Here is a 14,013-nt window from a genome sequence, read left to right as displayed (position 1 = left end):
CGGCGTGGTCGCCGGTCGCGAGCGTAACTAGACTGGCTGGCGGATCACGACGGAGTCGTCCGCTGTACACCCACCCATCACAGAGGAGTTCACTGTGGCAATCATCGAAGCTGTAGGCGCACGCGAGATTCTCGACTCGCGCGGCAACCCGACCGTCGAGGTCGAGGTGCTGCTCGACGACGGCTCGCTCGCCCGCGCCGCAGTGCCCTCGGGCGCATCGACGGGCGCCTTCGAGGCGTACGAGCTGCGCGACGGCGACAACGACCGTTATCTCGGCAAGGGCGTGCAGAAGGCTGTCGACGCCGTGCTCGACGACCTCGGCCCCGCCATCGAAGACCTCGACGCTGCCGACCAGCGCCTCGTCGACGCCGCCCTCATCGAGGCCGACGGCACCGAGAACAAGAGCCGCCTCGGCGCCAACTCCATCCTCGGCGTCTCCCTCGCCGTCGCGAAGGCCGCAGCCGAATCGGCCGACCTGCCACTCTTCCGCTACCTCGGGGGCCCGAACGCCCACGTGCTGCCCGTGCCGATGATGAACATCATCAACGGTGGCGCGCACGCCGACACCGGTGTCGACATCCAGGAGTTCATGGTGCTGCCGATCGGCGCACCCACCTACTCCGAGGGCCTCCGCTGGGGTGTCGAGACCTACCACGCGCTCAAGGGCCTGCTGAAGGCCAAGGGCCTGTCGACCGGTCTCGGCGACGAGGGCGGTTTCGCCCCCGACTTCGCGCACAACCGTGCTGCACTCGACTTCATCTCCGAGGCGATCGAGAAGGCCGGCTTCACGCTCGGTACCGACATCGCCCTCGGCCTGGATGTCGCGGCGAGCGAGTTCCACGAGAACGGCGTCTACCGCTTCGAGGGCAAGGACCGCACGTCGGCCGAGATGAGCGCGTACTACGCCGAGCTCGCCGCCGCCTACCCACTCGTCTCCATCGAGGATCCGCTCGACGAGTCCGATTGGGACGGCTGGGCGCAGCTCACGACCGAGCTCGGCACGAAGCTGCAGCTCGTCGGTGACGACCTCTTCGTCACCAACCCGAAGCGTCTCGCCGAGGGCATCGCCAAGCACACCGGCAACTCGATCCTCGTCAAGGTGAACCAGATCGGCACCCTCACCGAGACGCTCGACGCCGTCACGCTCGCGCAGCGCTCGGGTTACACCGTCGTCATGTCGCACCGCTCCGGCGAAACCGAAGACACGACGATCGCCGACCTCGCGGTCGCGACCGACTGCGGTCAGATCAAGACGGGCGCGCCGGCCAGGAGCGAGCGGGTCGCCAAGTACAATCAGCTTCTGAGGATCGAAGAGGAGCTCGGTGAGGCCGCGGTGTACGCCGGCCGCACGGCGTTCCCCCGCTACACGGCCTAGAGCAGTTCGCGCGTGACGGGGGCGGCCGCGTGGCCGCCCCCGTCGTCGCGTTGATCCGGGTCGACGACGAGGAGGAGCGATGCGCGACGATACCGGTCGCTCCGGCCGTGCCCCCAGGCGTCCGACGGTTCCGACCCCGAAGCCGGCCCCGACCTCGAAGCCGGCCCCGACCAAGCGGGGGGCAGGCACATCGGCGAAGGCCGCGGGCTCGGCGAAGGCCGCGGGCTCCGCGAAAGCCACCGCACGCAGCCGTCAGGCCGCCCAGGCGACCGGCTCGGTGCGATCGGGATGGCTCAGCGGCATCCGATTCTCAGGTTTCTCCCTCATCATGATGGGAGTGCTCGTGCTCGCCGTGGTGGTGCTCGCGCCGACCATCGGGGCGTATGCACAACAGCGGCAGCAGATCGCAGAGCTCCGCGCCGCCGTCTCCGCACAAGAGGAGGAGGTGGCGCGCCTCCGCGCCGAACGTGAGCGCTGGAACGACGACACGTTCATCGTGACCCAGGCGCGAGAGCGTCTCTATTACGTGATGCCGGGCGAGGTGAGTTACCTCGTCTACGACGACCGGACGGCAGCGGCGAAGGCGGATGCCGCGACCGAAGTCTCCGCCGACGTGACCGAATCGAAGGGCGACTGGATGCGCACCCTGCTCGACTCCGCGCTGACCGCGGGGCTGGCACCCGAGGCCGTGCCGCAGTCGAGCGACCCCGCAGCGACCGACCCCGCGCCGACCGACCCCGCGGCGACGATCGCGCCGCCCGCCGCCCAGGAGACCCGATGAGCCGCCCGCCCTTCGAGACGGTGAGCGAGCGCGATGTTCGCATCGTCTCTGCGCAACTCGGCCGCCCTGCGCGCGACGTCGTGGGCATCGCCGCCCGCTGCGTCTGCGGCGCGCCGACCGTGGTCTCGACGGCCCCACGCCTGTCCGACGGCACCCCGTTCCCGACGTTCTACTACCTCTCGCACCCCGTCGCGACCGCGGCGATGTCGTTCCTCGAAGCGGCGCAACTGATGGTCGAGTGCAGTGAGCTCCTCGAGAGCGACCCAGGGGTCGCCGGCGCCTACGGGCGGGCGCACGGCGACTACCTCGCCGATCGGGAGTCGATCGCGGTCGTCCCCGAGCTCGCCGGCATCTCCGCGGGCGGCATGCCCACCCGCGTGAAATGCCTGCACGCGCTCGCTGCACATGCGCTCGCAGCGGGGCCGGGCGCCAACCCGATGGGTGACATCGCGCTCGAGCGCTCGAGCTGGTCGCCTGCAGTGTGCCGTTGCCCCGACTACGGAGTCGACGACGCGCCGGTCGAGATCGACGCGCCAGCCGAGGCCGACGCGACCGGGGGTTCGACCGCGTGATCCTCCGTCGTCGCACTCGATCTGCTGAGCGCCCGCCGCCTCCGGCGCGGGGTGCTCGTGGTGTGCTCGGCGCCCGCCGCCGCCCCCTCGCCCTGCTCGCGCGGGCGACTGCCGCGGTCGCGGCGGCGACCCTCCTCGCACTCGCGGGCGCGGCACCGGCGCACGCCGACCTCGTGCGCGACTACGAGTACTGGCTCACCGACTACGGCTTCACGACCGCGTGGAACACGACCCGCGGCAAGGGTGTCACGGTGGCGGTCATCGACACGGGCGTCAACGGCAACGTCGCCGAGCTTCGCGGCGCGGTCACCGACGGCACGGATGTCTCGGGGCTCGGCACCCCCGACGGGCAGACGCCCGTGGGCGAAGACAACACGCACGGCACCATGGTCGCGGGCCTGCTCGCCGGTCGCGGCACCGGCGAGGGCAACGGCATGATCGGCATCGCGCCCGAGGCATCCCTGTTGACCGTCTCGGTCGCGTTCGGGCAGGACACGGGCGCGGTGAAGTCGAACGACGACCAGATCGCCGAGGCGGTGCGCTGGGCGGTCGACAACGGCGCCGACGTCATCAACATGTCGCTGACCCGCAACACCCGCGACTGGCCCGTGAGCTGGGACGACGCGTTCATGTACGCGTACGACCACGACGTCGTCGTCGTGGCGGCGGCCGGCAATCGAGGCAGCGGAACGAGCGAGGTCGGCGCGCCGGCGACGATCCCGGGCGTACTGACGGTCGCAGGCGTCGACAAGTCGAAGAACGCGAGCCTCGATGCCAGCTCTCAGGGCATCACGATCGCCGTCGCGGCGCCGAGCGAACAGCTCGTCGGTCTGCAACCCGACGGCAGTTACGTGATCTGGGACGGCACGAGCGGTGCGGCGCCCATCGTTTCGGGGCTCGTCGCGCTCATTCGCGCCGAGCATCCCGAGCTCGACGCGGCGAACGTCATCAAACGTCTCATCGCGACGGCCGACCCGAACGACCAGGCGGTGCCCAGTGCGCTCTACGGTTACGGCCTGATCGACCCCGTTGCCGCCCTCACGGCGAATGTGACGAAGGTCGACGAGAATCCGCTCGGCAGCCTCGCCGACTGGATCACCCTGCATCGCCGCGCCGAGGTGGCGTCTCCCGAGGAGAGCGCTGAAGAAGTGCCGATCGTGCCGATCGCCGATCCGCCGTTACCGAGGTCGGATGGCGCGCAGACGCTGTTGCCCACGCCCTGGACGCTCGCCTACATCACGGTGCCGCTCTCACTGGTCGCAGGGTTTGGTACGCTAGCAGCGCTGTTGGGCATCGGCGCCACTCGGCATACCAGGCGGACTGTCCGCATTCGCGAGCAGTGATCGCACGCAAATCAGCCCGCACGTTCCAAAACTGAGGAGTCCATTCACCGTGCCCAAGATTCTCATCGTCGGCGGTGGCTATGCGGGGTTCTACACGGCGTGGAAGCTCGAGAAGTGGCTGCGTGCCGGCGAGGCCGAGGTGACGATCGTCGACCCGCTGCCCTACATGACGTACCAGCCGTTCCTGCCTGAGGTGGCGGCCGGCTCGATCGAGCCCCGGCACGCCGTCGTCGCACAGCGCCGGCACCTGAAGAAGACGAACGTCGTGACCGCCAAGGTCACCCGTATCGACCACGCGGCCAAGACCGCGACGATCACGCCCGAGTTGGGCGAGCCGTGGCAGTTCGACTACGACGTCGTCGTGGTCACGGGCGGCGCAGTCTCGCGTACCTTCCCGATCCCGGGCATCGCCGACAACGCCATCGGCCTCAAGTCGATCGAAGAGGCGGTCGCCATCCGCGACCGTGTGCTCACGAACTTCGACCTGGCTTCGAACCTGCCCCCGGGCCCCGAGCGCGAGCGGCTGCTCACGTTCGTCGTCGTCGGCGGCGGCTTCGCCGGCATCGAGATCTTCGCCGAGCTCCGTTCCTTCGCGAGCTCACTGCTCGAGTACTACCCGCAGCTCACCTTCGACGAGACGCACTTCCACCTCATCGAGGCCATGGGGCGCATCATGCCCGAGGTCTCCCTGCCGACGAGCCACTGGGTCATCAAGCACCTCGCCCAGCGCGGCGCCGAGATCCACCTCGACACGCAGCTCACGAGCGCCGTCGACGGCGTCATCGAGCTGTCGACCGGTGAGAGCTTCGAGACCGATCTGATCGTCTGGACCGCCGGTGTCATGGCGAACCCTGCCATCGTGCGGTCGAGCGACCTGCCCGTCGAAGAGCGCGGCCGTCTCAAGACCCGCGCCGACCTCCGAATCGGAGACGACGAGGAGTTCGTGGCCGACGCCTGGGCAGCCGGCGACATCGCCGCGGTGCCCGACCTGACCGGTGGGGGCGTCGGCGGCTACTGCGTGCCGAACGCCCAGCACGCGGTGCGTCAGGGCAAGCTCCTCGCGAAGAATATCGTCGCGGTGCTGCGCGGCGAAGAGCCGAAGCAGTACTTCCACAAGAACCTCGGCGCGGTCGCCGGTCTCGGCATCGGCTCCGGCGTCTTCCAGTCGGGCAAGCTCGCGCTGACGGGCCTCATCGCCTGGTTCGCCCACCGCGGGTACCACGGGCTCGCCATCCCGAGCTGGGAGCGCAAGTTCCGCGTCTTCTGGGGTTGGTGGAACAACTTCTGGCTCGGCCGCGACATCGTCTCGCTCGCTGCGGTGCAACAGCCGCGCGCGCAGTTCGAGCTGTTCGCCGCACGTCCGAAGCCGCCGGCCGTCGAGGCGCCGGTCCCGGCTGCGGATGCAGCCGCGAAGGTGAGCAAGTCGACCAAGAGAGAGACCGTCGCCGCCAAGTAGCGACGGCTCTGACTATGCTGTGACGCGGCGCCGCCCTTCGGGTGGCGCCGCGCTCCCGTAGCCCAATCGGCAGAGGCAGGCGACTTAAAATCGCCTCAGTCTGGGTTCGAGTCCCAGCGGGAGCACCGTACGCTCCTCCATTCCCGTGCGATTCGGACCCCGCTTGGCATGCCGAGGAGCGCGGCGGATCGGATCGCCCGACTCTGGCACCTGTCGCGCCACATGGATACGGTGGGCGCATGGAGAACGCCGTGCAGGGACCGCTCGTCGTCGTCTTCGTCGTCGGCACGCGGCCGGAGGCGATCAAGATGCTGCCCGTCATCCGGGCGTTCCGCGACAGCAGCCGCTTCGCCTCGTTCGTCGTCTCGACGGGTCAGCACGCCGAGCTCGTCGAGAATGTGCTCGCCCTGGGCGGCGTCGAGGCAGATGTGACGTTCGATGTCGCGGCCCCCGGCCGCAGCCTCAACCAGCTCTTCGCCGACGTGCTCGGCGGCATGAGCCGTGTCTTCGAGAGATTCGGGCCGACTCGGGAGACGAACTACGGTGCGCCACCCGATGGGTTTCCGGTGGCATGCTTCGTGCACGGCGACACGTCGAGTGCGGCAGCGGCGGCGCTCGCGGCGTTCCACACCCGGGTGCCGGTCGTGCACGTCGAGGCCGGGCTGCGCACGGATGACACGCTCTCGCCGTTCCCCGAGGAGCTGAACCGTCAGCTCATCTCGCGCATCGCCGCGCTGCACCTCGCCCCGACCTTCCGCAACGAGCAGAACCTGATCCTCGAGGGGATCGATGAGGGCCGCATCTTCGTGAGCGGCAACACCGCGATCGACACGCTGTTCTTCGCGGCCTCGCTCGACGTGCCCTACGGGGTCGCGGGCCTCGAAGATCTCGAGGACGACGAGACGACGCGCATCGTCGTGGTGACGGCCCACCGACGAGAGAACTGGGGCGATCCGCTCGAGCGCATCGCGGGGGCCGTCGCACACCTCGCGGCGGCGTATCCCGACGTGCGATTCATCGTGCCGCTGCATCCGAATCCGGCGGTGCAGGAGGTGCTGCGCCGTCACCTGACATCGCATCCGAATGCCTCCTTGGTGGAGTCGATGGGCTACGCGGGGTTCTCGCGACTCCTCGGTCGAGCCGCCTTCGTCATCAGCGACTCGGGTGGCATCCAGGAGGAAGCGCCGGCGCTCGGCAGGCCGGTTCTCGTGCTGCGCGAGACCACGGAGCGGCAGGAGGGCGTCGAGGCGGGCACGGTCGAGCTCGTGGGCTCCGACCCCGATCGCATCATCTCGGCCGCATCCCGGTTGCTCGACGATCCGCGGGAGTACGCTCGGCGCTCGGCTCGGTCGAACCCGTACGGTGACGGCCACGCAGCCGATCGGATTCTCGCGCTCACCGAGCACGTCGTATTCGATGGTCACGCTCCGCAACAGTTCGGCACCGGGATCGACCGCAAGGGCGTGCTGCGCGCGGCGGGGTACCTCGAGGACCCTGCCGACGATCTCGCCGAGCTTCAGCACGATGGTGTGGCCGACGGCCTCGGTGGTGTGGCTGGTGCTTGAGCCGATCGTCTGGGCGGACTTGTTCGCCGGGGTTCCGATCGTCTTCCAGGTGCTCTTCTGGATCGCGTTGACCTTGACGGTGATCTCCTTCGTCTCCATTTCGGGTCTCGCGATCGCGGGTCACCGGTCTCGGCGAGGGCGCAGACATCCGATTCCGGAGGGCGAGCCGGACGTGGACGACTTCCTCTGGGTCTTCGTGGTGCCAGCGCTCGACGAGGAGGTGACGATCGCCGACAGCGTGGCACGACTCCGCGACGTCGACGCGCAACGCGCGGTCATCCTGGTCGTCAACGACGGGTCGACCGACCGGACCGGAGAGATCCTGCGCGGTATCGACGACCCGCGACTGCGGGTGCTGACCCGCACACCTCCGAACGCTCGGCGCGGCAAGGCGGCCGCCCTCAACGAGGCCTACCATCACATCCGCGACGAGTTGCTGAGCGAGCCCGCGTTCAGCGGAATCGCACACGACCGGGTGATCGTCGGCATCGTCGACGCCGATGGTCGACTCGAGCGCCACGCGCCGAGCCGGGTCGCCTGGCATTTCGTCGACCCCTTCGTGGCCGGAGTGCAGGTGCTCGTGCGCATCTACAACTCGGATCGATTCCTGACCTGGGCGCAGGATGTCGAGTTCTCGTCGTTCGGGTTCGTCTACCAGGCCGGCCGCGCTTCGTGGGGGACGGCGAACATGGGCGGCAACGGCCAGTTCAACCGCTTGTCCGCGCTGACCTCGATCGCGGTGGACGACGGGCCGTGGCGCGATCGACTCACGGAGGACCAGGATCTGGGGGTGCGGCTCCTCCAGGCCGGATGGCGCGGCGCCCAGGAGAACGGCGCTGCGATCGACCAGCAGGGCGTTCCCGCCTTGCGACGCCTCTACCGCCAGCGGGTGCGCTGGGCTCAGGGCGGCTGGCAGGCGCTCGGCCTGATCGGTGGCACCGCTCGCATCGAGCAGGGCCCGATCGCGAGGATCGACGCCGTGCACTACATGCTGACGCCCGTGCTGATCTCCGCCGCCGGGCTCGACTTCTTCGCGACGATCGTGCTGGCCGTCGTGTTGCAGATTCCCATCATCCCGGCGACGTTGACGATCCTCCTGCTGTTCTTCATGCTCGGGTTCGGTCCGGGTTTCATCACGCTCTTCCTCCGTCGTCGCAGCGTTCGCGGGTTCCTGTTCGCGCTCGTCGAGACGGTGCCGTACGCCGCCTACACCTGGATCGTCTTCCCGGTCTTCCTCACAGCACTCGTGCGTCACTGGACGGGGCGAACGAGTTGGGCGAAGACCGCGCGCGAGGCGATCGAGCCCGACCTGCCCGAACCGGTCGACCCCCTCGCGGGTGAACCGACGGGCCCCGCCGGTGTCGCCGGCCCGATCCGCCCCGAAACGTGATCGGTCTCAGCCGAGCCGATCGAGTCGCCGGAGGATGAGCCCTTCGCGGAGCGCCCACGGCGAGACCTCGAGCTCGTTGACGCCGAACGCGCGCATCGTCTCGGAGAGCACGACGGCGCCTGCGACGATCTGGAAGGTTCGGTCGGCGGTGATACCGGGGAGCGCGGGCCGCGCATCAGCGGGAATCTTCGCAAGGCGCGGCGTCCAGTCGTCGAGAGCGCGGCGCGTGAGCACGATCCGATCGGATGACCCGACACCCTCCTCTACCGTGCCCGCGAGCCGCGCGAGCGATCGGATCGTCTTGGATGAGCCCACGACGTGATCGGGTGAGGGCAGTTCGCGGAACGGCGCGATCGCCTCCGCGAGCACGGCGCGGGCGTGCCCCCGGAGGTGGGCGACCTGCTCGGTCGACGGCGGGTCGTCGGGCAGGAACTCGATCGTCGACCGGCCGGCGCCGAGGGGGAGCGAACGCGCGACATCCGGGATCTCGTCGAGTCCCTGCACGAGTTCGAGCGAGCCGCCACCGATGTCGAAGACCAGGATCCGATCCGCGGACCAGCCGTACCAGCGGCGCACGGCGAGGAACGTGAGGTGTGCCTCCTCCTCGCCCGAGAGCACGCTCAGGCGCACGCCGGTCTCCTCGGCGACGCGATCGAGCACCGCCTCGCCGTTCGCGGCCTCTCGGATCGCCGAAGTCGCGAACGCGAGGAGCTCGTCGAGTCCGGCTCGACCGGCCGCGTCGACCGCTGCGCCCACGGCCTCGATGATCGCCCTGACGCCGACCTCGCTGATCGCGCCGTCTGGCTCGAGGTATCGCATGAGCCGAAGCACCGATTTGTTCGATGACGTCGGGACCGGCCGGGCACCGCGATGCGCGTCGACGACGAGGAGGTGCACCGTGTTGGAACCGACGTCGAGCACTCCGAGGCGCATGGTGCGAGCGTAACGGTTTTCGTGCATACTGATGCGACTGGGACAGGTGTCCCACTTCGCGTCAATGGTGTCGAGAGGAGTCGCGTGACCCGCATCCCAGCACCGGAGCGCCGCGCCGCTCTCGTCGAAGCGGCCCTGCGGGTCGTGTCGCGCCGTGGCATCGCGCAGGCCACGACCCGAGCCATCGTCGCGGAGGCGGGCATGTCGCTCGCGAGCTTCCATTACGCCTTCGACTCCCGCGACGAACTCATCGACGAGCTCATCACCACGGTCGTCGCCCGCGAGCAGGCAGCCGTGCTGCCGGATCAGCTCGAGGGCGACGACCTGCGCGACATGCTCGAGGCCGGGCTGCTGCGGTACTTCGAGCACCTCCGTGCCGACCCCGAGCACGAACAGGCGATGCTCGAGCTCACCCAGTACGCGCTGCGCTCGCCCGAGCGGCATCCGCTCGCTGCAGCGCAATACGCGCGGTACACCGAACTGGCCGCCCGCTCCCTCGACGCGGCCGCCCGGCGGGCCGGCACCGTGTGGCGCGCCCCCGTCGCGCAGGTCGCCCGCGTGCTCGTCGCCTTCACCGACGGGCTCACCCTCACCTGGCTCGTCGACCGAGACGATGCCGCTTCCCGGGCGGTCGCGCACGCGGCCGCCGACGCCCTCTCGAGAATGGCCGAACCCCGATGACGAGCCTCGATGCCGCGCCCTCCGCGCAACCTCCCGTGCCGCCGCCCGCTTCCGCGCTCGGCGAGCCGGTTCGACGGGTTTCGGCCGGATGGATCGCCTCGTTCGCGACGGTCTGGCTCGGCATCTGGATGGCGCAGCTGACGCCCGTGCAGCTGCTGCTGCCCGCCCAGATCGACGCGCAACTGCACCCCGAGAACTGGGTCGACAGCGTCGTCGCGTTCGGCATGATCTCGGGCATCGCCGCGATCGCGACGATCATCGCCTATCCGCTCACCGGCGCGCTCTCCGACCGCACGACGTCGCGGTTCGGGCGCCGCCGCCCCTGGATCGCGATCGGCGCGGTCGTCTTCGCGCTCTCGCTCGTCTCGCTCGGCTTCCAAACGGAGATCTGGGCGATCGGGGCGGCGTGGGTCGCGGCATCCGTCGGCTTCTGCATCATGACCGCCGCCCTCACCGCGACGATCTCCGACCAGGTGCCCGTGAATCAGCGCGGTTTCGTCTCGGGCTGGATGTCGGCGCCGCAGGCGGTCGGCATCATCGTCGGGCTCGTGCTCGTCACCGAGCTCGTGACCGACGCCTCGGTCGGCTACATCCTGCTCGCCGTGATCCTCGTCGTGCTCGCCGTTCCGTTCCTCTTCCGTGCCGATCAGCCGCTCGCGACGGCCGAGCGCGCCCGCGTCACGGCGAAGGGCATCATCGCCGGATTCTGGATCAGCCCGCGGAAGCACCCCGACTTCGGCTGGACCTTGCTCAGCCGGGTGCTCGTCTCGGTCGGCAACGCGCTCGGCACGAGCCTGCTGCTCTATTTCCTGATGTTCCAATTGAACGACGCGCATGCCGAAGACGATCTCATCGTGCTGACGCTCATCTACATGGTGTTCGTGATCGCGGCCTCGCTGCTCCTCGGCAAGCTCTCCGACCGACTCGGCCGTCGCAAGATGTTCGTCTTCTTCGCTTCGGCGTTGCAGGGCGTCGCGGCCCTGCTGCTCGCGCTCTTCCCCGACCTCACCGTCGCGATGGTCGCAGCCGGTCTGCTGGGGCTCGGCTACGGGTGCTTCCTCTCGGTCGATCAGGCGCTCGCGACCCAGGTGCTGCCCGACGCGGCGTCGCGGGGCAAAGACCTGGGCATCATGAACATCGCCTCGGCGGTTCCGCAGGCCGTTGCTCCGATGATCGGTGCCGCCGCGGTGGTCATCTCAGGCTCGTTCATGCTCGTGTTCCTCCTCGGTGCCGCCTTCTCGTTCGCCGGCGCTTTCGCGGTCGCCCGCGTGAGAAGCGTGCGCTGATGGCTCTCGACCTGCGCAAGACCGGCGTGCCGGCGACGGATGCCGCGGAGTGGCTGCGGCCCGAACGATACTGGCCGGCGCTGACCGCCGCGACCGCCCACCTCGACGCTCCCGTCGGGGCACTGCACCTCGGGGCGCTGCGCCACAACGCCCTCGACATGCTGCGCCGGGCGAACGGCACGCCGATCCGGGTGGCTTCGAAGTCGCTGCGCGTGCGCGGGGTCGTCGAGGCGCTCCTCGCGATGCCGGGATACCACGGGGTGCTCGCCTACACGCTCGCCGAGGCCCTCTGGCTCGCCGACACGGTCGACGACATCGTCGTCGGCTACCCGACCGCCGAGCGGGCGAGCATCCGCCGGCTCGCGAGCGACCCCGACTTCGCCGCGCGAGTGACCCTCATGGTCGACTCGCCGGCACAGCTCGACCTCGTCGACGCGGTGCTGCCGCCCGGCAAGCGAGAGCGGATCAGGGTCTGCCTCGAGCTCGACGCCTCGTGGAACGCCCCGTTGCTCGGACATCTCGGCGTGCGCCGCTCGCCCGTGCACTCGCCCGAAGACGCCGCCGCGCTCGCCGCGTACATCGTGAAGCGGCCGGGGTTCGAGCTCGTGGGCATGATGTCGTACGAGGCGCAGATCGCGGGCGTCGTCAACCGGCCGGCCGGCCGCCCCGTCGACGGCGCGGTGAACCGGTGGATGCAATCGAAGTCGATGCCCGAGCTCGTCGAGCGCCGCGCTCGCGCGGTCGCTGCAGTGCGAAAGGTCACCGAGCTCGAGTTCGTGAACGGCGGCGGCACGGGGTCGCTCGAGGTCACGGCGGCGGATGCCTCGGTGACCGAGATCGCCGCCGGCTCCGGCATCTTCGGCGGGCATCTCTTCGACGGCTACCAGCGATTCACTCCGGCGCCGGCCGCCGCGTTCGCACTCGACATCGTGCGCCGGCCGAGCCACGATCACGCGACGATCCTGGGCGGCGGCTGGGTCGCCTCGGGCCCGCCTGCCGCAGACCGGCTGCCGAAGATCGCGTGGCCCGAGGGGCTCGTGATGGAGCCTCGCGAGATGGCGGGCGAAGTGCAGACGCCGGTGAGCGGGCGGGCCGCTCGCGGCCTCTCGGTGGGCGAACGGGTGTGGTTGCGGCACACGAAGTCGGGGGAGCTCGCCGAACACCTGAACGAGTTCGTCGTCGTCGAAGCCGGCGAGGTCGTCGAGACGATCCCGAGCTATCGGGGCGAAGGAAAGGCGTTCCTGTGACGGCGACCGGGGCGACGTGGCCTGTGTCGACGGGTCGGGACGGAAACGAGGCGTTCCGGTGACGGCGACCGGGGCGACGTGGCGCAACTGGGGTCGCACGGAATCGGTGCGGCCTCTACGCGTGGAGCGGCCCGCCACCGCTGGCGCGGTACAACGGGCGGTCACCGCCGCCGCGGCATCCGGTTTGCGCATCAAGGCGGTCGGTGCCGGACACAGCTTCACCGGCATCGCGGTCGCGCCCGGCGTGCAGCTCGACCTCACCGCGCTGTCGGGCGTCGTCGATGCCGATATCGCGACCGGCCGAGTCGCGCTCGGCGCCGGCACCCGACTGCACGAACTGCCGGCGCTTCTCGCCCCGTACGGTCTCGCGATGCCCAACATGGGCGACATCGACCGGCAAACCATCGCCGGTGCGACCTCCACGGGAACGCACGGCACAGGGCTCGGGCTCGGCGGACTCGCGACGCAGATCGTGGCCGCGAAGCTCGTCACGGGCGGCGGCGAACTCCTCACGGTGAGCGAGACCGAGCGACCTGAACTGCTGCCCGCGGTGCGACTCGGGCTCGGCGCGCTCGGCGTGCTCGTCGAGGTCACGCTGCAACTCGTGCCGCGATTCGTGCTGAACGCCGTCGAGAAGCCCGAGCCGCTCGGCGAGGTGCTCGATGGCTGGCAGCAGCGCGTGCGCAGCGCCGATCACTTCGAGTTCTACTGGTTCCCCCACACCGAGGCGGCGCTCACGAAGACGAACACCCGACTGCCGGGCGACGCCCCGCGGCGCCCACTCGGTCGAGTCTCGCGCTGGGTCGACGACGAACTGCTCGCGAACGGAATGTATCGCGGCATCTGCGCGGTCGGCCGCGCGGTGCCCGGTGTCATCCCGACTTTCGCCCGTCAGGTGGAGAAGCTCACGGGCGACCGCGACTTCGCGGACTTCTCGCCGAAGGTGTTCGTGACGAACCGCACCGTGCGCTTCCGCGAGATGGAGTACGCCGTGCCGCTCGACACGGTCCCCGATGCGGTGCGCGAGGTGCGCGCACTCATCGAGCGGAAGGACTGGCGCGTCAGCTTCCCGATCGAAGTTCGCGCCGCGGCATCCGATGAGAACTGGCTCTCGACCGCGCACGGCCGCGAGACCGGCTACATCGCCGTGCATCGCTATTTCCGTGAAGACCACCGCGAGTACTTCGCGGGCGTCGAGGCGATCATGCGCGACTTCGGCGGCCGGCCGCACTGGGGCAAGCTGCATACCCAGACAGCAGACTCGCTGCGCGAGGTCTACCCCGGCTTCGACGACTTCGTGCGGGTTCGCGACGAGCTCGACCCCGAGCGCCGCTTCGCGAACCCGTATCTCGACCGGGTGCTCGGCGAGTAGCCGTGCTCGGCG

The 14,013-nt window shown here is 69.7% G+C and carries 12 protein-coding genes and 1 tRNA gene; 12 read left to right on the top strand and 1 reads right to left on the bottom strand.

Annotation, left to right across the window (positions count from 1 at the left end):
* Window positions 1–94 precede the first annotated feature (94 nt).
* The 8 genes from eno (at window position 95) to AC1C2R_RS20000 (ending at window position 8,482) form a co-directional block, all read left to right on the top strand.
* Window positions 95–1,375, top strand: a complete 1,281-nt coding sequence (gene eno, locus AC1C2R_RS20035) for a phosphopyruvate hydratase (RefSeq protein ID WP_495353348.1) — start codon at window positions 95–97, stop codon at window positions 1,373–1,375.
* 79 nt (window positions 1,376–1,454) lie between these two features.
* On the top strand, window positions 1,455–2,156 hold the full coding sequence (locus AC1C2R_RS20030) for an FtsB family cell division protein (RefSeq protein ID WP_495381046.1): 702 nt from the start codon (window positions 1,455–1,457) through the stop codon (window positions 2,154–2,156).
* Window positions 2,153–2,728 (top strand): DUF501 domain-containing protein, encoded by a 576-nt coding sequence (locus AC1C2R_RS20025; RefSeq protein ID WP_495381045.1) that lies wholly within the window; start codon window positions 2,153–2,155, stop codon window positions 2,726–2,728. The genes AC1C2R_RS20030 and AC1C2R_RS20025 overlap by 4 nt, the downstream gene beginning before the upstream one ends.
* Before the next feature lie 62 nt (window positions 2,729–2,790).
* Entirely contained in the window at window positions 2,791–4,071 is a 1,281-nt protein-coding gene (locus tag AC1C2R_RS20020) for a S8 family serine peptidase (RefSeq protein ID WP_495381044.1), read from the top strand.
* Window positions 4,072–4,120: 49 nt separating this feature from the next.
* The gene (locus tag AC1C2R_RS20015; RefSeq protein ID WP_495353352.1) at window positions 4,121–5,527 is read left to right on the top strand and encodes an NAD(P)/FAD-dependent oxidoreductase; all 1,407 of its coding nucleotides are present in this window, start codon (window positions 4,121–4,123) and stop codon (window positions 5,525–5,527) included.
* 51 nt (window positions 5,528–5,578) lie between these two features.
* Window positions 5,579–5,652 (top strand) — tRNA-Leu (locus AC1C2R_RS20010).
* 114 nt (window positions 5,653–5,766) lie between these two features.
* Window positions 5,767–7,092 (top strand): non-hydrolyzing UDP-N-acetylglucosamine 2-epimerase, encoded by a 1,326-nt coding sequence (wecB, locus tag AC1C2R_RS20005; protein ID WP_495353353.1) that lies wholly within the window; start codon window positions 5,767–5,769, stop codon window positions 7,090–7,092.
* Complete coding sequence (locus AC1C2R_RS20000) at window positions 7,085–8,482, top strand: glycosyltransferase (protein ID WP_495381043.1); 1,398 nt, start codon at window positions 7,085–7,087, stop codon at window positions 8,480–8,482. The genes wecB and AC1C2R_RS20000 overlap by 8 nt, the downstream gene beginning before the upstream one ends.
* 6 nt (window positions 8,483–8,488) lie before the next feature.
* On the opposite strand, the gene AC1C2R_RS19995 is transcribed toward AC1C2R_RS20000, so the two are convergent.
* Window positions 8,489–9,415, bottom strand: a complete 927-nt coding sequence (locus AC1C2R_RS19995) for a Ppx/GppA phosphatase family protein (RefSeq protein WP_495353355.1) — start codon at window positions 9,413–9,415, stop codon at window positions 8,489–8,491.
* 84 nt (window positions 9,416–9,499) lie between these two features.
* On the opposite strand from AC1C2R_RS19995, the gene AC1C2R_RS19990 reads away from it, so the two are divergent.
* From AC1C2R_RS19990 to AC1C2R_RS19975, 4 genes are read left to right on the top strand one after another with little or no spacing between them, the layout of a single operon-like run.
* Window positions 9,500–10,096, top strand: a complete 597-nt coding sequence (locus AC1C2R_RS19990; RefSeq protein WP_495381042.1) for a TetR/AcrR family transcriptional regulator — start codon at window positions 9,500–9,502, stop codon at window positions 10,094–10,096.
* Window positions 10,093–11,382 carry an MFS transporter gene (locus tag AC1C2R_RS19985; RefSeq protein ID WP_495381041.1) on the top strand — a complete coding sequence of 430 codons (1,290 nt, stop codon included), beginning with the start codon at window positions 10,093–10,095 and terminating at the stop codon, window positions 11,380–11,382. Before AC1C2R_RS19990 ends, AC1C2R_RS19985 begins: the two co-directional genes overlap by 4 nt.
* On the top strand, window positions 11,382–12,629 hold the full coding sequence (locus AC1C2R_RS19980; protein WP_495353358.1) for an alanine racemase: 1,248 nt from the start codon (window positions 11,382–11,384) through the stop codon (window positions 12,627–12,629). The genes AC1C2R_RS19985 and AC1C2R_RS19980 overlap by 1 nt, the downstream gene beginning before the upstream one ends.
* A 58-nt stretch (window positions 12,630–12,687) precedes the next feature.
* A complete protein-coding gene (locus AC1C2R_RS19975; RefSeq protein ID WP_495381040.1) occupies window positions 12,688–14,001 on the top strand; it encodes a D-arabinono-1,4-lactone oxidase in 1,314 nt (437 codons plus the stop codon).
* Window positions 14,002–14,013 lie beyond the last annotated feature (12 nt).

Source organism: Agromyces sp. Y182, assembly GCF_059445385.1.
This window is presented reverse-complemented; position numbering and strand designations above follow the sequence as displayed.

Coding starts and splice junctions, on each gene's coding strand:
- AC1C2R_RS20030 (WP_495381046.1), top strand. CDS start 1,455: ATGCGCGACGATACCGGTCGCTCCGGCCGTGCCCCCAGGCGTCCGACG.
- AC1C2R_RS20025 (WP_495381045.1), top strand. CDS start 2,153: ATGAGCCGCCCGCCCTTCGAGACGGTGAGCGAGCGCGATGTTCGCATC.
- wecB (WP_495353353.1), top strand. CDS start 5,767: ATGGAGAACGCCGTGCAGGGACCGCTCGTCGTCGTCTTCGTCGTCGGC.
- AC1C2R_RS19995 (WP_495353355.1), bottom strand. CDS start 9,415: ATGCGCCTCGGAGTGCTCGACGTCGGTTCCAACACGGTGCACCTCCTC.
- AC1C2R_RS19985 (WP_495381041.1), top strand. CDS start 10,093: ATGACGAGCCTCGATGCCGCGCCCTCCGCGCAACCTCCCGTGCCGCCG.
- AC1C2R_RS19980 (WP_495353358.1), top strand. CDS start 11,382: ATGGCTCTCGACCTGCGCAAGACCGGCGTGCCGGCGACGGATGCCGCG.